A 20934-nucleotide genomic window follows, 5' to 3' on the forward strand; every position below is an offset into this window, starting at 1 on the left:
TCAACTACAGCAATTACCTAAGTTAGGTTCGACTCGAGTAAACATATAGTTTTTCTCAAGAGTCATATCATTTTAGTGGGCTACATAGAGTGAGTCCACATGGCTAAAAATAATTGGAGATATAAGATGACTATTCCCGAAATTGAAAATGGTGTCCAGACTACCAATATCCTTAGTAATAATCTCGGTGCAAAAGTCACTAAGTTTGGTATAGGTGGCATCTACGTTGCCATGACGATAATATATTTGTGGTTTGGTGGTATGAAATTCACTAGCTACGAAGCAAACGGTATACATGGTTTTGTTAGTAATAGCCCTCTGCTTTCATGGATGTATAGTTTCCTCAGCATTCAAGGATTCTCAAATTTTCTGGGTGTGCTTGAAATTTCAGTTGGCCTGTTAATCGCTGCACGAGTTTTCTCCCCTAAGCTCGCAATCTTGGGCGGTGTACTTTCAACCGGACTCTTTTTTACGACATTGTCGTTCATGCTGACTACACCCGGTGTTTTTGAGGCATCTCTTGGGTTTCCTGCGATCTCTGTGGTTCCTGGCCAGTTTTTGCTAAAAGATTTAGGCTTGTTTGTCGTGTCTATATTTATCGTAGGCACATCACTTACAGCACTGGAGCACAAAAACAAATAAGCCGCATCCGAAACAACTATAAGTTAGAGGGCCTTAAATTCTGCGGTATAGGTCTTGCAGTTCTTTTTAGCTGTCATAGGCACCTCGTTATGTGATTTTACTCACTTAGCGCGGTGTACAGAACTACTGGATCAGATCATTTTTTCGGGTTAACGGCCTAAGTGAAATAAATTCTGTAAACAGAAGGTCTCTTATAATCTGAAAGGCACATGGCTCTACTCTATAAGAGGACATTTATGAATACCTATCAAAAATCTATGAATGCGATTTCTGCTCTGACTAAGGAGCAGTATCGGGTGACGCAAGAAAATGGTACAGAGCGTCCAGGGACTGGTGAATTGCTAAAGAACACCAAGCCCGGCATTTACGTGGATATCGTGTCAGGTGAGCCTTTATTTGCGTCTTCTGCCAAGTATGAATCAGGGTGTGGTTGGCCGAGCTTTACCAAAGCGATAGACTCTGTCAACGTAATTGAAATCACTGATAGGTCGCACGGCATGACCCGCACAGAAGTGCGCTCAACTCATGGCGACAGTCACTTAGGCCATGTATTTTCAGACGGTCCCAAAGACCAGGGTGGCCTACGTTATTGTATTAACTCAGCGTCATTACGTTTTATTCCTAGGGAAGAAATGGCAAGTAAAGGTTACGCAGAGTATTTAGACCAAGTAGAGGACATTTAATTATGGCAATTGAACGCGCAGTATTAGCCGGTGGCTGCTTTTGGGGCATGCAGGATCTTATCCGCAAACGTCCCGGTATCACTTCAACCCGAGTAGGTTATACCGGTGGTGAAGTGGCTAATGCTACCTACCGCAATCATGGTAACCATGCTGAAGGCATTGAAATAATGTTCGATAATGAAATCACCAGCTATCGACAAATTTTAGAGTTTTTCTTTCAGATTCATGACCCTAGTACAGTAAATAGACAAGGTAATGACAAGGGCACATCTTATCGCTCAGCCATTTATTATACCTCTGAGGCACAGCATGCTGAGGCAGTAAAAACCATTGCTGACGTGGATGCTTCGGGATTATGGCCTGGAAAAGTAGTGACTGAAGTCGAACCTGCAAGTGATTTTTGGGAAGCGGAGGCTATGCATCAGGACTATTTGGAACTCCGACCAAATGGCTATACCTGCCACTTCCCCAGACCAGACTGGAAGTTGCCCTCATCTCAATGAGTTTGCAGCAGCCCACACAGACTTGCAATTTGCATACGACAACCACCCTTAATACAATCGGCTTAGGCGGTGGTTGTCACTGGTGCACCGAAGGCGTATTTTCATCACTTATTGGCATTGCTACTGTCAATCAAGGTTGGATCGCCTCAATTGGTGACAACGCTCAGTTCAGCGAAGCCATTGAAGTGGTTTTTGATCCGACTGTTATTTCTTTATCAACCTTGATCGAAACCCATTTACATACTCACGCGAGCACATCAAACCACTCAATGCGTGGTAAATATCGTTCAGCGATATACGCTTATGATGAGGTTCAGTATAACCAGGCTGTAAACATATTAGATGCCTGTAGAGCTGATTTTGAGCAGCCAGTCATTACTCAGGTTTATTTTTTTAAGGATTTTAAAGCGAATAAAACTGAGCTTATCGACTACTTTTATACAGCACCCAACAGACCATTTTGTCAAAGGTACATTCATCCAAAACTCACCTTCTTATTAGCACGTTTCAGCCACTATGTTGATACGCATAAATTGACAGAGTCAGGTGTAGAGTTAACATCGATATAGGCTGTGCTACTCTGCAAGTTCGAGCGTCATGATTACCAACTCTAGTAGTGGCATCGATCACACGAAAACTAAAACGATGTCACCGCAAACGAATGGGATCTGCGAGCAGTTTGATAAGGCGATCCTGAACGAGTTTTATCAGGTGGCTTTTCGCAACAAGTTAATCAAACGCTGGAGACGCGGCAAAATGATCAGGATGAGTGGCTGTCTTACAACAATGAACGAACTCATCAGGGCAAAATGTGCAACGGCAGAACGTCAGTTGAAACTGATCTGATCCAGTAGTTCTGTACACCGCGCTAAGTGAGTAAAATCACATAACGATACAACAACGTTACCCTACATAATCCCAAACTAATTTATCGTTGGAAACGCGAGTTATCCGTGAAGATGATAGAGCTTCTACGCGAGATCCTTTCCAACTGAGTCTGTTCGATGCTCTGTTATACCAATATCTTTGGAAACGCCCTTCGATGGTAGCTTGTTGCTTCTATCAACATTCATACACTTTTGTGAAAAAAATTTCCTGTGTATTTATCGGTATAGCATAAAGTCCATAATCAAATTAAAACGCTACCTAGTACAAAATTGCCTATTATTTAACCTTGACACTACCAATATGCACTGATCTGATATATATTGATTTAATGTATATTTTGCAGGCGATTTTTATGAAAAGTGCACTACTGCGGATCATCACCAACCAGAGCGCGTTTCCTTCATTGACGGAAATATCCTTGACGGGTCATAGCAACATCTCAGGGACAAACGGAGCAGGAAAAACCTCATCTCTTGTTCTGGTTCCTGTTTTTTATGGGATTGACCCTCAGTATATGGTCAGAGAAAAGCCTAAAACCTTTCTGGATTTCTATCTTTCTAAAGCACGTAGTTTTGTCATTTTTGAATATCAACGACAAGATCAGATCTCCTGTGTCGTGCTTTACAGACATAACAACACGTTGCATTACAGGTTTGTCAAAGGGGACGCCGATTCCACTTTATTTACAGAACAGAGCAAAATGAAGCTGAATAATGCGGAAAATATTGATTGCTGGCTCTCGGAAGACATCGCTCAGATAACAGAAGTGTCCCGGCAGATCAAAACCATCAAGGATTACTGCGCAATTATCCAGCACAACTTGTCGCACCTATCCCCGATTAAAGCTCGACAGTCAGGACTCAAGGATATTGCTGATAAATTCTCTCTGTGCCGTCCAGGGAAATCAATGAGGCACATTGAACGCTTAACGTCCGTCATGCACAAAAAAACAAAATTGATGGAAGGGTTAAAAGACATGGTTGCAGATTGCTTTATTGACAGTCAGCTAAATAACTGATCCCAATAGTGCTACACCTTCGCTGTGCCATAGCCATTCCCCGGGAAAGGAGACACGGTATCCATGAAGTGTTTCACTCGGGCCAGCAGGTTTGCCATCCCTCTGCATTGATGATTGCGCGTGATGGTTTCATGTAACTTGTGCCATAGCCGTTCTATGTGATTAACCCAAGGGCTGTAAACTGGCTGGAACACCAGGCAGAACTTGGGATTCTTCTTCAACCATCGCTCGGTCTGTTTGCTTTTGTGAATGATGTAGTTATCGAGGATCAACGTGATGGTTTTGGCTCGTCGGTAGTGGTGGCGCAGCTTTTCCAGCATGGCAATAAACAGCGATGAGTTTTTCTTGATCCCGCTGACGTAAAGTACCCTTCCGTTGCCTGCGTGGAGAACGCCTGCCAGATAATGCTTGGCATTCTGCCCCGGTGTGACAACCCGCTTTTGCTGCGCTCTGAACATCCAGTCGGCTCCTAATTTGGGATTGAGGTCTATATCGACTTCATCCTCATAAAACACCGGATTATCGGCATCACAGCGGGCCAGCGCGGCGTCGATATTCGCCATTTTTTCCTGATAGGCTGGGTCTTTTATCCGCAAGGTCGGCACGGGCCTGCGCCAGACAATGCCCATACGAGGTAACCATCGGCGGAGCGTGGAGGCTGCCACATTGAGCCCTGTTAACCGATTGATTTTTATAGCCAATAGTTCAGTACACCAACGGCTGCGCTGATAACCAAAATCTTGCGGAGAAAACTGCATGAGCAGCACCAGTAAGGTGACAATCTTGGCGATAGGTAAGACTGGGGCACGGCCAGCCGGTAAGGCTTCTAGCGCATCTATGCCTTCATCTCGATACCACCGAAGCCAACGACCGATGGTCGAGCGCGCAGCGCCGGTAAGGTGATGAACATCGGTGATCGTGCGTCCTTCATGTAACAGCAAGATGGCCATCAAGCGACGAGCATGTCCTTTATCACGGGTGGCATGGATGATTTTGTGAATGCGGCGCCGTTGTGGTCGTGGCAGAGGTGGTAGGATAGGCATCAACTCAGTCCTTTGGGTGTGGCTTGTTTTGTTTAGCGACTAATCAGATCGCACAAACTGGACTGAGTTCCCTTCCTCCGGTGATCTACTATTCGGAACAGCTATTTAGAGTTAAATCAACGATTTAATTCATTTTTCTATGCAGGATCTTTGAAAAATGCAGTAGAAAAACGGAGAAGTACATGACCTTTAGTTTAGCTCAAACAGCTAGTGCAGAAACCACACTAAAAGCACCTGCTGAAGCAGATCAGAACCTGCGGGATATCACTGAACTGGCGTGTTATATCTGTGATGCACCAGTGGCTATGGTGACGCGAACCGATGACACAAAGCTGAATCTAATTGCAAAAGTTGGTATTTCGCGTACCTCTGTATTAATTAAAGAGTCCTTTTGCGTGTATGCAATGGAAACACCTGATGCGGTAATGGTGGTCCCTGACGCTACTTTAGATCACAGATTCAGTACCAATGCTATGGTGATTTCAGGACCTGGCTACCGATTTTATGCTGGCTCGCCGCTGATTGATCCCGAAGGTGCAGTGATTGGTACTATTTGTGTCTATGATCATGTTCCTAAGCAGCTGAACCAGCGGCAGATAAGCTCTTTGCAGGCTCTGTCCAGACAAGTGATCGCCATACTGGAGCTGAAAAAAGTCGGCGAACAATTACATAATACCAGCATGACGGATGCGCTGACAGGGGTGAACAACAGAAGAGCTTTTGACCTCAAGTTTGAAGCTGAATTTGCTCGCTGGCAAAGAACAGGACAATCTTTTGTACTGGCATTGATTGATATTGATCACTTTAAGAGTTTTAACGACAGCTATGGTCATGCCGCAGGAGATGAGGCACTGAGTCAAGTCGCGGCTCTGTTTCAGCGCCATAGCAGGAACTATGACTTTTTCGCCCGTTATGGTGGTGAAGAGTTTGTGCTGATCCTGCCAGGCACAGACACAGCGTCCGCAAATAAAACACTGGAAAAGTTAAGGCTGGTAGTGGCTAACCATGAGTGGTTATTACGACAATTAACGGTCAGCATAGGTTTGGCCAGCGCTGATTTATTTGACGACAAAAAGCAGTTGCTCGAAGTCGCCGATCAGATGTTATACAAAGCTAAAACCCAAGGCCGCAATCAAACCAGTGTGTTCGCCACACTGTAAGAGATCTGTTCATGCTGCGCTGATCTCAAGACCTCATAAAAACTGAGGTCTTGCTTCGGTCGATAAGCTGGTCTGATATTGGCATTATTTATTCCTTTCAAATACATGGGTAATGCGACTTACACAGATTTTTTATGCTCTCTTGGACTCCATGTGAAGGAGATCGTCACATTCTTTACATATAGAAAATAGAGTTCTTTAGCCAGCTGCAATTTCAGATTAACCGATTCGGTAAGCTTTCTGCATTTCCGGAGACAACTTTTTTAGCCAGCTTGAGAGACTGAAGCCTTTTCTATCGGTACTATTTAATTTAGTAAAATACAGATGTTCATCCCAGCGAGGACCGAAATCTACTTCTGCAAGACTTACAAGCTGTTTGTTTCTGCGAAGACGATGCTTTTGATGGTAATCTTCGGCGGGCCAAAAATAACCATTTTGTTCTCCGGCCTCAATCACCTCGGGAGATTTCTCCTTTCCAATCGCTTGAATCAGTTCTTCAGCTACTTGTTTTTGCTCCAGATCAAAAACAAAAAGTATCTGGCGATACTGGCCCTGCTTTCTACCATGAACAGACCATGATTCAAAACTTCCAAGAAGTTCCCTGTAGCTGATTTGGTCTTTATCGTAGATCACTCTGACGACTTCGGCGTGTCCGTTGATGTTGCGGTAACTCGGATCCAGAGTTGATGCTCCAGCGTAGCCAACACGTGTTTGCACTACTCCCTGCGTCCCTCCAAAATTAGAATCCGGTCCCCAAAAGCAACCCATGCCGAAAACCGTTTGACTAAGCTTCCCGATTTTCAATGCTTCTTCGATTGCTTCAGGGGTTGCAAATTCATAGCTTTCAACACCGTCTTCTTTATTCATTTTTAGATCCGACATATTTTTCACCTAACTTTCAAAAATTGAAGCCACTCCCATTCCTCACGCCGTGCAAACGACGATAAGACCACGTTTTCCAACACCAGCTTGATGAAGTATCTTTGCTAAAACTCCGCAGCATGTTTCTTGGTAACACAACTGCGGAAAATTGCTGTAATCATTGATCTTACTGCTTATTAAGTTATTAATAATTCTAAAAAACTCATTATTTCATTGAAGCTTCCAACCACCTGTCAAGGTCCTTGAACTTGGGGTTTCTCAGCTTCTTTGTCCCAACCACTATTGTCGGGAAATTCAGCTTTCCGTTCGAATAGAGGGAGCACAGTTCATCAGCAGCCGCGTCGTCTTCATGAACATCCAAAAAAACAAACTGGCTCCCTTTTTCTTGCAAGTACGAATGGTAAATCTTGGTTTTATGGCAGTCTTTATGACCGAACAGCTTAATCAACACGAACGGCTCCTTTTTTCAAAAGGTTCACTTTCATAAACCCCCTCGATTTAAAAATTATTCTACAAACTTCAATGACTCCGAGTTAATACAGAATCGGACCCCTGATGGCTCAGGACCGTCTGGAAAAGCGTGCCCCAGATGGGCTTCGCACACATTGCATAGCACTTCGATTCTGCGCCCGAAGGTCGTATCCAGTTCATATTGAATTACGTTGTCTGCGACTGGCTCAGAAAAACTCGGCCATCCCGTTCCCGAATCGAACTTTAGGTTCGAGTCAAAGAGTTCGGTGTCGCAGCCCACACAGGCGTACCTTCCAGCTTCATAAAATGAACAGAGTTCTCCGGTGTGCGCGCGTTCGGTGCCTTTCATCCGCATGACCCGAAATTGCGCTGGCGTCAGAATTTCTTTCCACTCTTCCTCGCTCTTTTCTACTTTTTTGGGAGGCGCGGGAGTGCCGTTATCCAGGTAGTTGTAAATGCTTTTCCAATTGAACATATATTTGCTCCTTTATTTTAGGGTTCACTCTTTAGCTATCAATCCACGAGAAGAAGTCTGTAGCACTACCAATGAATTCTCCATCCACAAAAACTTGCGGTACAGTTTGGAGATTTGTTCTTTCCTTCAACTCCAGGTAAGTCTTCGGATCGTCGTCTACGCGAATTTGTTTGAAATCGACCTTTTCAGCAGTTAGGTAATTCTTCACGCGTGCGCAAAATGGACAATGGTCTTTCGTATAAATAACAACATTCTTAAGTGCTTTCATTTTTTCCTCGTTCATTTGGTTCATGATTTAGTCTCTTTCAAAATGGCAAGAGTATCCGCTGGGATTCCTCTGCAAATAGTTTTGGTGATATGCCTCAGCGTCGTAGAATTCTTTTTCCAGGGTGACGGTCGTGACCACTTCATTCTCGAAGCGACCGATCTCATTGACCTCATCAATCACGTTTTCGATAATCGCTTTCTGTGCATCGTCACGATAGAACGCTGCCGAGCGATACGAAGTGCCAACATCATTTCCTTGGCGATTCTTCGTAGTCGGATCATGGATTTTGAAAAAGTAATGTAGAATCTCTTCGAGAGATATTTCGTCTTGGTCGTATTCCACGCGAACCGCTTCGGCGTGCCCCGTTTTCCCTGTTATAATATCGGCGTAGGTAGGATCATCAAAATCTCCGCCAGAGTAGCCCACCTTCGTTGACGTCACACCGTCCAGACTCCTAAGGAGGTCTTCGAGACCCCAAAAACACCCTCCGGCAACGATCACATAATCTAGTTTCATAAAGCCTCCTTAGTTTTCATCCACTTACTGATTAGACTGACTTTACAGCATGTAAAATAGATATAATATGTTCAATAGTTCGTATAACATGACCTATTGGACAGTTTACGTAGGAGCTACATATGGATGTTCTCAGTGAAATTTTAGATAAGGTAGAGCTTACTAGCAGCTACTGGTATAGAACCTCATTTGCGGGAGACTGGGGCATCAGCCTCCCGCAGGAAGAGAATCTAGCGAGATTTCACATCGTGACTCATGGCGAGTTTTGGTATGAGGTGCCAAAACTTAAACTTAAAGCATTGGCGGAGCAGGGCGATATTTTGATCTTTTTCAAAGGGATGGAGCACACCATGGCCAGTGCACCAAAAATCAAGGCCGAGCCTGCGGTCGAATTTAGAGCTAAAGCCAACCTCACCGAAGCTCAAGTTTTGGAATACGGTGATCAGAGCAAGCTCAAAGCCAACGTCGTTTGCGGACATTTTTGTTTTAATGGCGGACCCGATCATCCATTCTTAAATTCGCTGCCAAATGTCGTGCATATCAAGAGTGCTGATAACTCCCACTCGCCTTGGCTTGCCATGCTTTTAAGTATTATAGAGCAGGAAGCAAAATCAGGGCTTCCTGGAAGCAACACGTTAGTCAGAAAGCTGACCGAAATTATCTTCGTGCAAGCGTTAAGAATCCACATGTACAAATCCAATAAAAATGCTGGATTCTTCAAACTGATCGAAAATCCGCAACTCAGCAAAACCTTGGAAGCTATTCATCATAGTCTCGATAAAAAATGGGGTCTTGACGATCTCGCCGGGATTGCGGGGATGTCGCGTACGAACTACAGCGTCAAATTTAAGGAGCTGTCAGGCATGACACCTCTTGATTATTTAACCTATTGTCGGCTTGAAAAAGCAAAGCAGCTGCTTAAAGAATCCGGTAAGTCTGTTCCCGAAGTGAGTGAAGCCATTGGGTATCCGGCACATGAACACTTTCAAAAGTTGTTTAAGAAAAAAATTGGCAAAACTCCTAGCGCGTACAGAAAAGAAAATTCTGAAAAGGTGTAAAAATGAATATCTATAACTCTCCTGTTACCAAAATAGCTTTCTGGGTCATAGTCATTGGTGGTGCGGCTTGCCTGCTTATCCCTTTGTTTGCACCTCTTCTTCCGCTGCAATATTTGAAAGGTTATGGCGAAATAGGAGATGTTCTTGGAGGTATTTCAAGCCCATTTGTACAAATTCTGGGTTCAGTGCTTCTCTTTCTGGTGTTAAAAGCTCAGATTGACGCTAATGGCATCCTCCATCAGCAAATCGAAAAGGAATATACGAAGGAGCAACTGAGGCACGAGTTGAATCAGCTTCACGGGTAATGGTGCCAACTTACTGATTTAGTGTATGATGGTGTTTTTGAGGTGCTCCAGTGGCTTCTGTTTCTATCAGCTGTCCCTCCTGTTCAGCTACTGAAGGCGTGGTGCGTAACGGTAAAAGTACTGCCGGACATCAGCGCTATCTCTGCTCTCACTGCCGTAAAACATGGCAGCTACAGTTCACTTACACCGCTTCTCAACCCGGTACGCATCAGAAAATCATTGATATGGCCATGAATGGCGTCGGATGTCGCGCCAGTGCACGCATTATGGGCGTTGGCCTCAACACGATTTTACGACACTTAAAAAACTCAGGCCGCAGTCGGTAAACTCACGCATACAACCGGGCAGTGACGTCATTGTTTGCGCGGAAATGGACGAACAGTGGGGTTACGTCGGCGCTAAATCACGCCAGCGCTGGTTGTTTTACGCGTATGACAGGATACGGAGGACGGTTGTGGCGCACGTATTCGGTGAACGCACGTTGGCCACGCTGGAGCGTCTTCTGGGCCTGCTGTCGGCCTTTGAGGTCGTGGTATGGATGACGGATGGCTGGCCGCTGTATGAATCACGCCTGAAGGGAGAACTGCACGTTATCAGCAAGCGATATACGCAGCGCATTGAGCGGCATAACCTGAATCTGAGGCAGCATCTGGCAAGGCTGGGCAGGAAGTCACTGTCGTTCTCAAAATCGGTGGAGCTGCATGACAAAGTCATCGGGCATTATCTGAACATAAAACACTATCAGTAAGTTGGAGTCATTACCGGATTTCGAGCGGACGCCGTCGCTTGCCAACGTTGGTGTGAGACCGGCGGGCGAGATCGCCCCTGCCAACGCGACCGCTGAGAGGTCGACTCCTCAACCGCTTGGGCGCTTATCGCCTCCATCCGGATGCTCACCCGCCGAACAGCAATAAACCGCTATTTTCGATAAACTTCTGAATCCGGCTCCGAGGTATGGAAACTATGTCGTACCGCTATTGGATATGTTGCGCGCATACCTTCATAGTCTGACACGCGAAATCTTTAAATCCTGAGTATATTTCGGAAGAAATTTCGATCTGATCGATAAGACTTCAGGATACAGCAAGCTGGAGACACCGATGAAAGCCGTTGGTTACAAGGTTCCGGGACCCATCGCCGAGGACGCCTCTCTGGTCGACATTGATCTGCCTCGGCCTGTCGCTGAAGGAGGCGATATCCTGGTTGAGGTGAAGGCTGTCTCGGTCAACCCGGTCGACTACAAAATCCGCAGCAGCACGCCGCCCGCTGATGGCGATTGGAAAGTGCTGGGATGGGATGCGGCCGGGATCGTGCAAGAGGTCGGCCCCGACGTGACGCAGTTCGCGGTAGGCGACGAGGTCTATTATGCCGGATCGCTCATAAGGCCTGGCACCAATGCGGAGTTCCATCTCGTCGACGCCCGGATCGTCGGTCGTAAACCCGCGTCGCTCGACTGGGCGGAAGCGGCGGCGCTGCCACTCACGACGTTGACGGCCTGGGAAGCCATGTTCGATCGCCTGGACGTGACGAAGCCCGTTCCCGGGGCGGCGGCGATCCTCATCATCGGTGGTGCGGGTGGGGTCGGGTCGATCGCCATCCAGATCGCTCGACAGCGCACGGATCTCATCGTCATCTCCACCGCCTCTCGGCCGGAAACCCAGGAGTGGGTTAAAGGGCTTGGGGCTCATCATGTCATCGACCACTCTCGGCCGCTCGCGCCACAGATTGCCGAGCTCAACATCGGCGCTCCCGCTTTCGTGTTCTCGACCACGCATACCGAGCAGCATGCATCCGACATCGCCGAACTGATCGCCCCGCAAGGACGGTTCGGATTCATCGACGATCCCAAGGCGCTCGACGTCATGCTGTTCAAGCGCAAGGCAGTGTCGATCCACCACGAGCTGATGTTCACACGGTCGCTCTACGGCACGCCCGACATGGATGAGCAGGGCAAGATCCTCAATTCGCTGGCGGTGCTGGTGGACGACGGCAAAATTCGCACGACGCTAACCGAAAAATTGTCGCCAATTAATGCCGCCAATCTGAAGACGGTGCACGCACTGATCGAAAGTGGCGCGGCAAGAGGCAAGATTGTCCTCGAAGGCTTCTGATGACTGCCACCGCCGAACGTCTTTTCTAACCTCAAGAACGCCGGACGGATTACGCCACGGCGAAGGAAATTTCATGACGAAATCCATTGCCACCGCCTCGATCAACCGCGAAACCGCCGTCGCCCTCATCGACGCGGCGATCGCCGCGGCACGTACAATCGGCATCCCGGCTGCGGTCGCCGTCGTCGACGCCACCGGTAACCTGCGCGCGTTCGAGCGCACTGATGACGCGCCGTTTCTCACCGTCGATGTTGCCATCGACAAGGCTTGGAGTTCCGCCTCGTTTGGGTACCCCACCCATGTCTGGAACGACTATGTTTCGAACGATCCAAAAGTGGCGCCGCTGGCCTATCGCCCCCGGATGGTCGCTGTCGGCGGAGGCTATCCGATCCTGGAAGACGGGAAGTTGATCGGCGGGATCGGCATCTCCGGAGGCAACTATCAGCAGGATCAGGATGCGTGCGTCGAGGCACTCACGAAAATCGGGTTCGAGCTGCCAGCCTGACGACTTTAAGGCCATCGCCAGCGGCGGTGGCCTGCAGATGCGACCTTATGAAAGACTTTAAGATGGAAGCGTTCGTCGTCTTCACCCGCGAAGAAACCACCGATCCGGAAGAACTCGCAACCTATTCTGCAGGCGTCGGCCCATCGTTCGATGGCCACGACGTAACCTTTCTCGCCGCTTATGGCGCGATGGAGCATTTGGAGGGGCCGCCCGTCGAAGGGGCCGTAATTTTGCGGTTCCCGACGATGCAGGCCGCCCGTGATTGGTATCATAGCCCCGCCTACCAAACCATCGCTGCGCACCGTTTTGCCGGTTCCCGCTATCGCGCCTTTGTCATTGAGGGGCGGCGGTGACACACCGACGGAAGAACGGCGGGGCTGGCCACGAGGTATCGGTCGGCGAACTCGCATCCTACAACCTGTAGGGGATCAAGGCGGTGAGGTTCGCGTGCCATCGCCACACGCGACCACTCATCGGACTTCTGCATCGGAATTGGAGGATCAGATGAGCGTCGACGAACGACAAGCCCCCGAGCTGCGGGTGCAGAGATGGATTGGCGCGGATGGAGAAAGCATCGCGCCGCTCAAGCTGTCGGATCTCGGCACCGGCCCGAAAGTCCTCTTCGCCTTCCAGCACTGGTGCCGTGGCTGCCATTTGCATGGATTTCCGACGCTACAAAGGTTGCATGGTGCATTGAGCGCCAAGGGCGTGGGCTTCGCGGTGATCCAGACCGTCTTCGAAGGAGCGGATGAGAACACCTTCGAGAAGCTGCGCGTGAACCAGCTCAAGTATGCGCTTCCTGTCGCGTTCGGTCAGGACGAGCCACCTGCCGGCGCGACGCTTCCCACCTTCATGGAGGACTACCGCACGCGGGGAACGCCCTGGTTCTCCGTGATGGACGCTGGCGGCCGCATCGTATTCTCGGACTTCCATCTCGACGCCGATCAGCTCGTGAAGGGACTGGAGCTGGTGTAACCGATGCGGCGCTGGGTCATCCTGATTGCCACCCATCTCGCGATGCTCGCCATGGGCTTCGCGGGCGGTGTCTACACGCTGCCGATCCTGACCGCCCCCCAGGCCCCGGACGCGGCGGCCTTGCGGACCATCTCAGCCGAGACGCTCTACGCAGGGCGTCTGGCCCGCGATCTCAAAGGCAGCGACCTGCTTCACTGGGGGGAAGGCGAGATCCGGGTCTCGCGCGACCGTATCGCCCATATCGGGCGCCTCGCCCCTGGTCCCGACTACAAGCTCTACCTCGCACCACGTTTCGTCGACACGAAGGAGGCCTTTCTCCTAATCAAGGACAGATCAGTCCGCGTGGGCGATGTGAAGACGTTCAACGGCTTCATCGTCGAGGTGCCTGCCGGCATCGATGTCCGTGACTACAACACGGTCGTCATCTGGTGCGAAGCATTCGACCAGTTCATCAGTGCGGCAGAGTATCAACCCTCAAGTCAGGCCCGAGAACGAGCCCGGCGATGGATACCATGAGGTCGGCGGGCAAGCGCGGCCTCGTTCTCGCGCCGGTGGCGGCGCTGCTGCTGAGCGTCGCCGCTCTGCTGCTGGGCAATGGCCTGCTGAGCACGCTCCTGATCGTGAGAGCCGGCCATAAGGGGTTCTCGACCGGCGCGATCAGCGCGATGATGTCCTTCTATTTCGCGGGTTTCACGATCGGCGCGCTCGTGTTGCCACCGATCATCGTCTCCGTGGGACATGTCAGAACCTTCGCCGGCTTCGCGGCCATTGCCTCGATGACCGCCCTTCTCCATGTGGCGTTCGTGGAGCCGATCGCCTGGATGCCGCTTCGCCTGATTACCGGCTTCGCCTACGCGGGCATGATCCTCGCAACGGAGAGTTGGCTCAACGCCCACGCATTGCCATCCACACGCGGGCAGCTCCTGTCGATATTCGGAGTTGTCTCTATGGGCTCATGGGCAATCGGGCAGGCGTTACTCAACATCGCACCGCCCGCCGACGTGACATTGTTCCTCATCGTGTCGCTGCTGATATCAGCGGCGGTGGTTCCGATCACCTTGCTGCCCAGTCATCCGCCGGCCCAGGTGGAACAGGAATGGGTCGCGTTCAGGGACCTCGTCCTCGTATCACCTCTCGCTGCGGCTGGCGCTTTCCTGGCCGGCCTGGCTATCGGTGGTTTCTGGGGCATGGGCGCGAACTTCGCCCAGAGCATCGGCCTCGATGTGGGCGGTATCTCCGCCTTCATGGCTGCGGTTCTTGGTGGAACGCTCGCCTTCCATTGGCCACTCGGTTGGCTTTCGGATCGAGTGCCCCGGAATCTTGTCATCGCCGGTGCGGCGCTGGCGTCCGCAGCGTCTGCCATCGGCGTAGCGTTGGCGGTGGAAGCGCCTCTGCCGCTGCTCCTTGCGGCAGGTGCGCTGTTCGGCGGCTTTGGCATCCCGATTTATTCGTTGTGTCTCGCCGTCGCAAACGACGATCTTCCGGCCGGTCGGCTACTCGGCACCGCGCGCGGGCTTCTGTTGCTCAACGGGATCGGGACAGCCGCTGGCCCCCTAATAGGAGCAGCTGCAATGAATATCGTCGGCCCTGGCGGCCTGTTCCTTTATGCGGCGGCGTTGCTCACGCTCCTGGCAGTGCTGGCCATCGCCCGCAGGCAGCCGAGGCGCACCAACCAGGCCAAGGCGGCCCCCCGTTCTCCGAGCACGCCGATGATAACCGGATCTCTCGATACGATGATATGCATGGAGAAGCGGGCGCAGGGCGTGCGGGATTAGCGCGGCACGGCGCCTGCACGAACCGCGGGGTCAGGCGATGATAGCTGTTACGCGAATTTCGATACGCATGGTTGGAAGCCCCAGCGCTTCGATTCCCAACTGCGTCCAGATTGGAGCGCGGTCGGGCATGTAGTGGCGATACAGCTTGGCCATTGTTTCGTTGATCACGGGAGGGAATCCACCGACGTGATAGGAATTGACGTGGACCACATGCGGCCAGCGTGCTCCGGCGGTCGCGAGCGTCCGTTCCACGTTCTTGAACGCCTGCTCGATCTCTTCCTCAATCGACTCCGGAATGACGAGATCGTCGTTCCATCCGCCCTGTCCGGAGATCTCCACGCGGTCACCAATGCGCATTGCCTGAGAATAATGAAGCGCGTCATGCAGGCGCGTCCCGTATCCGGGGGTGATGAAGAATGAAGGTGTTGTCATGAGTTTGCCTTTGATGAGCCAGGTCAACGCGGCTGCAAGTGACCGTATGCATGCAGAAAGAGATGCAGGGCGTTCGGCACTAGCGCGCCGGCTGCGGTGGAGGGCTTTATTCCACGTCTTCTACGGTGAGGTCCCGGCCGTTGAACTGCACGGTCTCCCCGGCTCGGGCACCCTCGATCGCTTCGAAGATCGGCGCCATCGTGGAAATGCCCATGAGCTCACGCCCCTGACAGGTAAACTTGCTCGTTGACACCGCGATCACAAAGTGGCGGCCGGACAGCTTGACGACAGCGCCTTCGTTGACGGCCAACTTGGGGCCGAAATCGATCGTCCTGAGCTTTTCGAGTTTATTGGCGTAGTCATGGAGCGTGTCATCGAGCGCTTCAGCGAAGTCGCTCGCGACCTCGGCCTGAGCTAGTTCGTCGTTTTCGATCGGTTCGCTCCGATCGAGCCGAGCGGTAGAGACATAGTCCAGGTAGTTTTCGCGAGCGCTGTGCAACGCTGCTGTCTCCAGCAAGAGCATAGTTTCTCGTATGTGGTCCTTGTTCCAGTCCATAATCACCTCCTAATTTTCGATGTTCTTAAAGTTCAGCCTGCAGATGTGTGGGCCAGGAAGGCCAGCCTTTCCGGCTAAGCGACACCGCTATTCGTCGCTGATGACGTCTTCGCCCTGGTATGGAACCCTGATCAGTCGAGGATCTCGAATGATGCTCGTGACGAGCCAGACATATTCCTGCTCGGCGGTATCGAAGCCGAGGATGCTGAAGGATTGGCCGAAAGGGCATGGCGGGAAGTCTGGAAAGCCCTCGCGCAGAACGTAACGCTCGGGATCGCTGTGAAACTCGCTCTTGTAGACTTTCCGTAGTCCGTGCTTGCTCGGCGCGTCCTGGTCACCTGCCGGTGCTGTTTCCCGATGCGCCACAAGGCGCTCGGACAAGTCGCGGGGGCAGATTTCGTGGAACACGTCGAAGGCGTCGATCAACAGGCCTTTATGCTCTGTCGCCGGATCGGTGATCGCGTAGATGTTGGAGGCATCTTCGCCGTCGTCCCCGCTCTCGAGGCGCAACGCCGCATCGACGCGAATGCTGCATGCATCGAGGGTTGACCCTAGTTCGAGATCGACGAGATTGCCGTCCTTGACGCGGTATTCGCGGTCATAGCCTTTGGCGATGAATGACTGGACTGCTTCTAGAACGTCGGTCACCTGGGAGGTCATGGAAGCACCTTCATCTTGAACTGGATTGGACACGCTCGCGCACAAAGCGCGCTGTGACTCGGCGGACGGAGAAGCTCGCGAAGTGCGTTACTCATAGCCACTTGGCCTTCTTGAAGCGCATGAATAGGAGAAGGCAGAACACCGCTATCACTCCGAGCACGACGAAGTAGCCATATGGCGTGTCCAGTTCCGGCATGTGCTTGAAGTTCATGCCATATATTCCGGCGATCGCCGTCGGGACCGCCAAGATCGCCGCCCAGGCCGCGAGCTGGCGAGTGACCACACCGATCCTTTGCGCTTCCAGAAGGCTGCTGGCCTCGAAGACCAGTGAACGGTAGAGCAGGAGGCCGTCGACCATGGACTGCACGCGGTGGACATGGTCCGCGACGTCGTGGAAATATGGTGTCATTTCGGCGCTGATGCAGGGAAAGTGGCCGCGAACGAGCTTTCGCACCAGCTCGGCCATAGCCCCGAGCGTGCGCTGGAACCGCGTGAGTTCGGACCTTAGTTCGAAGATTCGCGCCACCTCTTCTGGCCCGAGGAAATCGTGCAGCGACCGTCGCTCCATCGCCAGGACGTCGTCCTCGATCATTTCGAAGATGGGCAGATACTGGTCGACCACTCGGTGCAAGATCGCGTGCAGCACATAGTCGACACCCTTGCCGAACTGCGTCGGCGATGCCTCGAGTTGCTCCCGAAGTTTGCCCAGCGCTCCGGCATTGCCGTGCCGCACGGTGATAAGGTGATTGTGACCGGTGAAGATCGCCATCTTGCCGTAGCTGATCCGGTCGCCGACCAGCTCGGCGGTCTGGGCGACGACGTACAACTCATCGTTGTAGACCTCGAGCTTGGGCGGGCACAGCGGGTGCATGGCGTTGTCGATCGCCAAAGGATGGAGGTTATACGTCGTCTGGATCGCGCTGAGTTCGTCTGCGGTGGGCTCGCTAAGCGCGATCCAGCAGAAGCCCGAGCGATTCTCGTTTAGTTCGACGTGCTCATCGAGCCTGATTTCACGGACTCGCTTACCTTCGTTGTAATAATATGCGGCGATAATGGTCATGCAGGCCTCGCAGGAATTCGCAGGCCACGCTGTACAGCCGGTCGCGCCAGCCCGCGTTCAGCCATGCCTGCACGTTCGAATAGCTGCTTAGGCCGAGGATGTCGCCCGCTGCGTAGAATTCGACCAGCGCATTCACCCAGCCAAACGTCGCAATCTCCGCGATCGAGTAATCATCGACAATCCATTCGCGGCCCTCCAGCCGGTGATCCAGACCGAGAAGACGCCTGGATTCATCAACAAAGCGCTGCCGAGGTCGCTTGTCCTCATAGTCCTTGCCGGCAAATCGCAGGAAAAAGCCTAGCTGTCCGAAGGTCGGCCCGACGCCCGACACCTGAAAGAACACCCAGGCCAGAGTCTCCGTACCGCTGGGCGGGTGTTGTTGAGATGAGCTGCCCCGTCTTGTCGGCCAGATAGATGAGGATCGCACCGGTTTCCCATATGCCAATGGGCTGGCCGTCAGGGCCAGCCGGATCGATGATCGCGGGTATGCGGCCGTTGGGATTCAACGACACGAACGCTGGATCCTTCGACTCGTTGTTCGAGATGTCGACGAAGTGGGGCTCATACGGCAGGCCAGTCTCCTCCAGCATCATCGAGACCTTGACGCCGTTGGGCGTGGGGGCCGCGTATAGTTGCAAGCGATCCAGATAAGATGCTGGCCAGCGCTGCGTGATGGGAAAGGAGGAGAGGTCTGTCATATCTGGATCCTGGCACTGCGACGGCGGCTGAATGGAATGATCTGCTTCAAGGCCGGGTTCGACGACCGCGTCGATTCGAGCGGTCGTCGGAGGTTGCGAACCGGATCGGCGCGGCACTAACGGCAGCGAAGCCTATTCCGCTGCAGCCCCGGCCGCAGGGCTCACATCGCCGGCCTCATGCCGCTTTGGAAGAACCCAGTCGGGACGGACGAAGTGGCAGGTGTAGCCGCCCGGCCGCTTCTCCAGATAATCCTGGTGATCGGGCTCGGCCTCCCAGAACTCGCCGACCGGCTGGACCTCGGTCACCACTTTGCCATCCCACAGCCCCGAGGCATCCACATCGGCGATCGTATCCTCGGCGACGCGCTTCTGCTCCTCGTCGACATAATAGATGCCCGACCGGTAGGAGAGCCCACGATCATTGCCCTGGCGGTTCAGCGTCGTCGGATCGTGGATCTGGAAGAAGAATTCCAGGATGTGCCGGTAGCTCGTCACTGTCGGGTCGAAGACAATCTCGATCCCCTCGGCATGCGTGCCGTGATTACGATACGTGGCGTTCGGAATATCGCCGCCCGTGTAACCCACACGGGTCGAGATGATGCCGGGCCGCTTGCGGATCAGATCCTGCATGCCCCAGAAACATCCTCCTGCGAGAACAGCGCGCTGATGCATGTTAAGCCTCCTCTACTTGATCGAGATATTCACCGTATCCCTCGGACTCCATCTCGTCGCGCGGGATGAAGCGAAGGGACGCAGAGTTGATGCAGTAGCGCAGACCGCCGCGGTCGGAAGGACCGTCCGGGAAAACGTGGCCCAGATGGCTGTCGGCGTGTACCGACCTGACCTCCGTCCGGACCATGCCGTGTGCACTGTCCCGCACCTCGTTCACGTTTGCCGGAACGATCGGCTTGGTGAAGCTGGGCCAGCCAGTACCCGAATCGAACTTGTCCGTTGAAGCGAACAGCGGCTCTCCCGACACTATGTCGACGTAGATGCCAGGCTCCTTGTTGTCGTTGTGCTCACCCGTGAAGGGCCTTTCGGTCCCCGAATCCTGGGTAATCCGGCGTTGCTCGGGGGTCAGGCGGTCAACTGCTGCCTGTGACTTCTCAAACTTCATGATAGTCTCCAATAATTAATCTAGAGAGCTCGACACACTGTCATTTATCTTTGCAGTCATTGCGCCGACTATAGCAGTGCGCCCCAGATTTATCCAATACGCTGCGCGTATAGTTTCCATAGCGCCGAAGCTCTTCACGTCGTGATTCAGTTCCACTCATACCGGGCTGCCAGCTGCGCGATGTTCCGTATCTCGACCGTTGCCGTGGAGCCGGATACTGTCGCGATCACGACTTCGCGCTCCAAGACAAATCCGTCGATCGGCCGAGTGACGAGGCCTTGCACGGTCGGCGATCGTTCCGGAAGAATGCATATGGCGTGGCCGTCAGCGACGACCCGTTGCACCCAGTCCTCGCGATCTGATCGAAAGCGAGGTCGCATGAGCAAGTCCCGTCGCGCGAAGTGATCGAGGATCCGATCGCGAAACTCGCATTTCAGGCGATCGACGAAAGGAAACTCGAGCAGGTCTTCGCCGCGCACGATCTCGTTGGCAGCCAAGGGATGGTTTGCAGAACAGCCGAGCACGAAGCGCTCCCGAAATAGAGGATGCACATCCAGCTTGCGTTCCGGTCTTGTTTCACGCGGCATGATGCACGCGTGGTATTTTCCTGAAAGCACCTCCGATGTGTCCTCGTTCGACTGGAGCGAGTGCAGCTTGATTTCGATGGATGGCATCTCCGCCAATGCGCTCTCGAAGAATGCCGTAAATTCCTTTGGTCCGACGGTGGGCGCGACGGCGACATCCAGCACGCGGTGCCCCCCCATCGCCCAGTGCTCCGAGTGATTGCGAACGCTCTTCATCGCGACCACCATGCGCCGGAATTCTGCCTCGACGTCATGGCCAAGGCCAGTCAGGCGGCTGTTCTTCCCGTCGCGATAGATCAGCGGCCCGCCAAGCTCATCTTCCAAGCGGCGGATCGCGCGGGTCAGACTTGGCTGTGACACACCGCTCAAGCGAGCGGCCGCTGTGAAATTCAGCGTCTCGGCCAAGTTGATGAAATAGCTGACTTGATTGAGTTCCATAGTCCTTTGGCCCACGCGCCTGACTGATACCTCTTCCGTGAGACCGCCTTTGGAAAGCAGGTCGCAGAAGTATGCTTGGCGCATATAATCATGGTATAGGGGCTTGTCTAT

28 protein-coding genes and 2 pseudogenes are annotated in these 20934 nt (G+C 52.4%); 16 read left to right on the plus strand and 14 right to left on the minus strand.

Going from position 1 to position 20934, the window contains the following annotated elements:
- The first annotated feature begins 99 nt into the window (after positions 1 to 99).
- The 6 genes and pseudogenes from ACQG19_RS25890 (at position 100) to ACQG19_RS25915 (ending at position 3734) form a co-directional block, all read left to right on the plus strand.
- Entirely contained in the window at positions 100 to 642 is a 543-nt protein-coding gene (locus ACQG19_RS25890; RefSeq protein WP_223878981.1) for a YkgB family protein, read from the plus strand.
- A 236-nt stretch (positions 643 to 878) separates the two neighbouring features.
- On the plus strand, positions 879 to 1325 hold the full coding sequence (msrB, locus tag ACQG19_RS25895) for a peptide-methionine (R)-S-oxide reductase MsrB (RefSeq protein ID WP_011711653.1): 447 nt from the start codon (positions 879 to 881) through the stop codon (positions 1323 to 1325).
- Between the two features lie 2 nt (positions 1326 to 1327).
- Positions 1328 to 1828 carry a peptide-methionine (S)-S-oxide reductase MsrA gene (gene msrA, locus ACQG19_RS25900; RefSeq protein ID WP_011711652.1) on the plus strand — a complete coding sequence of 167 codons (501 nt, stop codon included), beginning with the start codon at positions 1328 to 1330 and terminating at the stop codon, positions 1826 to 1828.
- A 29-nt stretch (positions 1829 to 1857) separates the two neighbouring features.
- On the plus strand, positions 1858 to 2397 hold the full coding sequence (locus tag ACQG19_RS25905) for a peptide-methionine (S)-S-oxide reductase (RefSeq protein ID WP_223878982.1): 540 nt from the start codon (positions 1858 to 1860) through the stop codon (positions 2395 to 2397).
- Positions 2398 to 2412: 15 nt separating this feature from the next.
- Positions 2413 to 2682: pseudogene (locus ACQG19_RS25910) on the plus strand (IS481 family transposase); the annotation flags it as partial.
- A gap of 386 nt (positions 2683 to 3068) precedes the next feature.
- Positions 3069 to 3734 carry an ATP-binding protein gene (locus tag ACQG19_RS25915; protein ID WP_163138160.1) on the plus strand — a complete coding sequence of 222 codons (666 nt, stop codon included), beginning with the start codon at positions 3069 to 3071 and terminating at the stop codon, positions 3732 to 3734.
- Positions 3735 to 3745: 11 nt separating this feature from the next.
- On the opposite strand, the gene ACQG19_RS25920 is transcribed toward ACQG19_RS25915, so the two are convergent.
- On the minus strand, positions 3746 to 4777 hold the full coding sequence (locus ACQG19_RS25920; protein WP_001809438.1) for an IS630-like element ISAhy2 family transposase: 1032 nt from the start codon (positions 4775 to 4777) through the stop codon (positions 3746 to 3748).
- 182 nt (positions 4778 to 4959) lie between these two features.
- Here ACQG19_RS25920 and ACQG19_RS25925 point away from each other — a divergent pair, with 182 nt between their 5' ends.
- Positions 4960 to 5937, plus strand: coding sequence for a sensor domain-containing diguanylate cyclase (locus tag ACQG19_RS25925; RefSeq protein WP_002119794.1), 978 nt, complete (start codon positions 4960 to 4962; stop codon positions 5935 to 5937).
- A 219-nt stretch (positions 5938 to 6156) separates the two neighbouring features.
- Here ACQG19_RS25925 and ACQG19_RS25930 read toward each other — a convergent pair whose 3' ends face one another.
- The 5 genes from ACQG19_RS25930 to msrA (ACQG19_RS25950) all read right to left on the minus strand — a co-directional run bounded on the left by ACQG19_RS25930 (position 6157) and on the right by msrA (ACQG19_RS25950) (position 8549).
- On the minus strand, positions 6157 to 6804 hold the full coding sequence (locus ACQG19_RS25930) for a peptide-methionine (S)-S-oxide reductase MsrA (RefSeq protein WP_223846397.1): 648 nt from the start codon (positions 6802 to 6804) through the stop codon (positions 6157 to 6159).
- A 220-nt stretch (positions 6805 to 7024) separates the two neighbouring features.
- Positions 7025 to 7270 carry a glutaredoxin family protein gene (locus tag ACQG19_RS25935; RefSeq protein WP_011711656.1) on the minus strand — a complete coding sequence of 82 codons (246 nt, stop codon included), beginning with the start codon at positions 7268 to 7270 and terminating at the stop codon, positions 7025 to 7027.
- 54 nt (positions 7271 to 7324) lie between these two features.
- Positions 7325 to 7765 carry a peptide-methionine (R)-S-oxide reductase MsrB gene (gene msrB / locus ACQG19_RS25940; protein ID WP_005403705.1) on the minus strand — a complete coding sequence of 147 codons (441 nt, stop codon included), beginning with the start codon at positions 7763 to 7765 and terminating at the stop codon, positions 7325 to 7327.
- Positions 7766 to 7796: 31 nt separating this feature from the next.
- Positions 7797 to 8057 (minus strand): glutaredoxin, encoded by a 261-nt coding sequence (locus tag ACQG19_RS25945; protein WP_005403706.1) that lies wholly within the window; start codon positions 8055 to 8057, stop codon positions 7797 to 7799.
- 3 nt (positions 8058 to 8060) lie between these two features.
- Positions 8061 to 8549 carry a peptide-methionine (S)-S-oxide reductase MsrA gene (gene msrA / locus ACQG19_RS25950; protein ID WP_069785042.1) on the minus strand — a complete coding sequence of 163 codons (489 nt, stop codon included), beginning with the start codon at positions 8547 to 8549 and terminating at the stop codon, positions 8061 to 8063.
- Between the two features lie 122 nt (positions 8550 to 8671).
- On the opposite strand from msrA (ACQG19_RS25950), the gene ACQG19_RS25955 reads away from it, so the two are divergent.
- The 9 genes from ACQG19_RS25955 to ACQG19_RS25995 all read left to right on the plus strand — a co-directional run bounded on the left by ACQG19_RS25955 (position 8672) and on the right by ACQG19_RS25995 (position 15278).
- Positions 8672 to 9607, plus strand: coding sequence for an AraC family transcriptional regulator (locus ACQG19_RS25955; protein ID WP_002123001.1), 936 nt, complete (start codon positions 8672 to 8674; stop codon positions 9605 to 9607).
- Between the two features lie 2 nt (positions 9608 to 9609).
- Entirely contained in the window at positions 9610 to 9912 is a 303-nt protein-coding gene (locus tag ACQG19_RS25960) for a hypothetical protein (RefSeq protein ID WP_223878984.1), read from the plus strand.
- A 50-nt stretch (positions 9913 to 9962) separates the two neighbouring features.
- A protein-coding gene (locus ACQG19_RS25965) for an IS1 family transposase (RefSeq protein WP_223274117.1) occupies positions 9963 to 10660 on the plus strand; the annotation gives its coding sequence in 2 pieces (ribosomal slippage) (positions 9963 to 10212 and positions 10212 to 10660; 699 coding nt in all).
- Between the two features lie 352 nt (positions 10661 to 11012).
- The gene (locus tag ACQG19_RS25970; RefSeq protein WP_011191343.1) at positions 11013 to 12023 is read left to right on the plus strand and encodes a zinc-binding alcohol dehydrogenase family protein; all 1011 of its coding nucleotides are present in this window, start codon (positions 11013 to 11015) and stop codon (positions 12021 to 12023) included.
- 73 nt (positions 12024 to 12096) lie between these two features.
- Positions 12097 to 12528, plus strand: a complete 432-nt coding sequence (locus ACQG19_RS25975; RefSeq protein WP_004357630.1) for a GlcG/HbpS family heme-binding protein — start codon at positions 12097 to 12099, stop codon at positions 12526 to 12528.
- Between the two features lie 47 nt (positions 12529 to 12575).
- Positions 12576 to 12881, plus strand: coding sequence for a DUF1330 domain-containing protein (locus ACQG19_RS25980; protein WP_004357632.1), 306 nt, complete (start codon positions 12576 to 12578; stop codon positions 12879 to 12881).
- A gap of 151 nt (positions 12882 to 13032) precedes the next feature.
- Complete coding sequence (locus ACQG19_RS25985) at positions 13033 to 13503, plus strand: TlpA family protein disulfide reductase (RefSeq protein ID WP_011191345.1); 471 nt, start codon at positions 13033 to 13035, stop codon at positions 13501 to 13503.
- 3 nt (positions 13504 to 13506) lie between these two features.
- On the plus strand, positions 13507 to 14019 hold the full coding sequence (locus ACQG19_RS25990) for a DM13 domain-containing protein (RefSeq protein WP_004357637.1): 513 nt from the start codon (positions 13507 to 13509) through the stop codon (positions 14017 to 14019).
- Complete coding sequence (locus ACQG19_RS25995; protein WP_094935733.1) at positions 14007 to 15278, plus strand: MFS transporter; 1272 nt, start codon at positions 14007 to 14009, stop codon at positions 15276 to 15278. The genes ACQG19_RS25990 and ACQG19_RS25995 overlap by 13 nt, the downstream gene beginning before the upstream one ends.
- A 30-nt stretch (positions 15279 to 15308) precedes the next feature.
- Here ACQG19_RS25995 and ACQG19_RS26000 read toward each other — a convergent pair whose 3' ends face one another.
- The 8 genes and pseudogenes from ACQG19_RS26000 to ACQG19_RS26035 all read right to left on the minus strand — a co-directional run bounded on the left by ACQG19_RS26000 (position 15309) and on the right by ACQG19_RS26035 (position 20823).
- Positions 15309 to 15710: a RidA family protein gene (locus ACQG19_RS26000; RefSeq protein ID WP_004099044.1), complete on the minus strand. Its 402-nt coding sequence runs from the start codon at positions 15708 to 15710 to the stop codon at positions 15309 to 15311.
- A 106-nt stretch (positions 15711 to 15816) separates the two neighbouring features.
- Positions 15817 to 16266, minus strand: a complete 450-nt coding sequence (locus ACQG19_RS26005) for a hypothetical protein (RefSeq protein ID WP_004099042.1) — start codon at positions 16264 to 16266, stop codon at positions 15817 to 15819.
- An 87-nt stretch (positions 16267 to 16353) separates the two neighbouring features.
- Positions 16354 to 16926 carry a hypothetical protein gene (locus tag ACQG19_RS26010; protein ID WP_004099040.1) on the minus strand — a complete coding sequence of 191 codons (573 nt, stop codon included), beginning with the start codon at positions 16924 to 16926 and terminating at the stop codon, positions 16354 to 16356.
- Between the two features lie 91 nt (positions 16927 to 17017).
- Positions 17018 to 17986, minus strand: a complete 969-nt coding sequence (locus tag ACQG19_RS26015) for a magnesium and cobalt transport protein CorA (protein WP_426726003.1) — start codon at positions 17984 to 17986, stop codon at positions 17018 to 17020.
- Positions 17983 to 18684, minus strand: a pseudogene (locus ACQG19_RS26020) (glutathione S-transferase N-terminal domain-containing protein). The gene ACQG19_RS26015 and the pseudogene ACQG19_RS26020 overlap by 4 nt, the downstream one beginning before the upstream one ends.
- 132 nt (positions 18685 to 18816) lie before the next feature.
- Positions 18817 to 19356 carry a peptide-methionine (S)-S-oxide reductase MsrA gene (gene msrA, locus ACQG19_RS26025; RefSeq protein ID WP_004099036.1) on the minus strand — a complete coding sequence of 180 codons (540 nt, stop codon included), beginning with the start codon at positions 19354 to 19356 and terminating at the stop codon, positions 18817 to 18819.
- Position 19357: 1 nt separating this feature from the next.
- On the minus strand, positions 19358 to 19801 hold the full coding sequence (msrB, locus tag ACQG19_RS26030) for a peptide-methionine (R)-S-oxide reductase MsrB (protein WP_004099035.1): 444 nt from the start codon (positions 19799 to 19801) through the stop codon (positions 19358 to 19360).
- A 146-nt stretch (positions 19802 to 19947) separates the two neighbouring features.
- On the minus strand, positions 19948 to 20823 hold the full coding sequence (locus ACQG19_RS26035) for a LysR family transcriptional regulator (protein WP_011191349.1): 876 nt from the start codon (positions 20821 to 20823) through the stop codon (positions 19948 to 19950).
- Positions 20824 to 20934 lie beyond the last annotated feature (111 nt).

Source organism: Enterobacter cloacae complex sp. 277I4 (genome assembly GCF_050031465.1).
Lineage (GTDB): Bacteria > Pseudomonadota > Gammaproteobacteria > Enterobacterales > Enterobacteriaceae > Enterobacter > Enterobacter cloacae.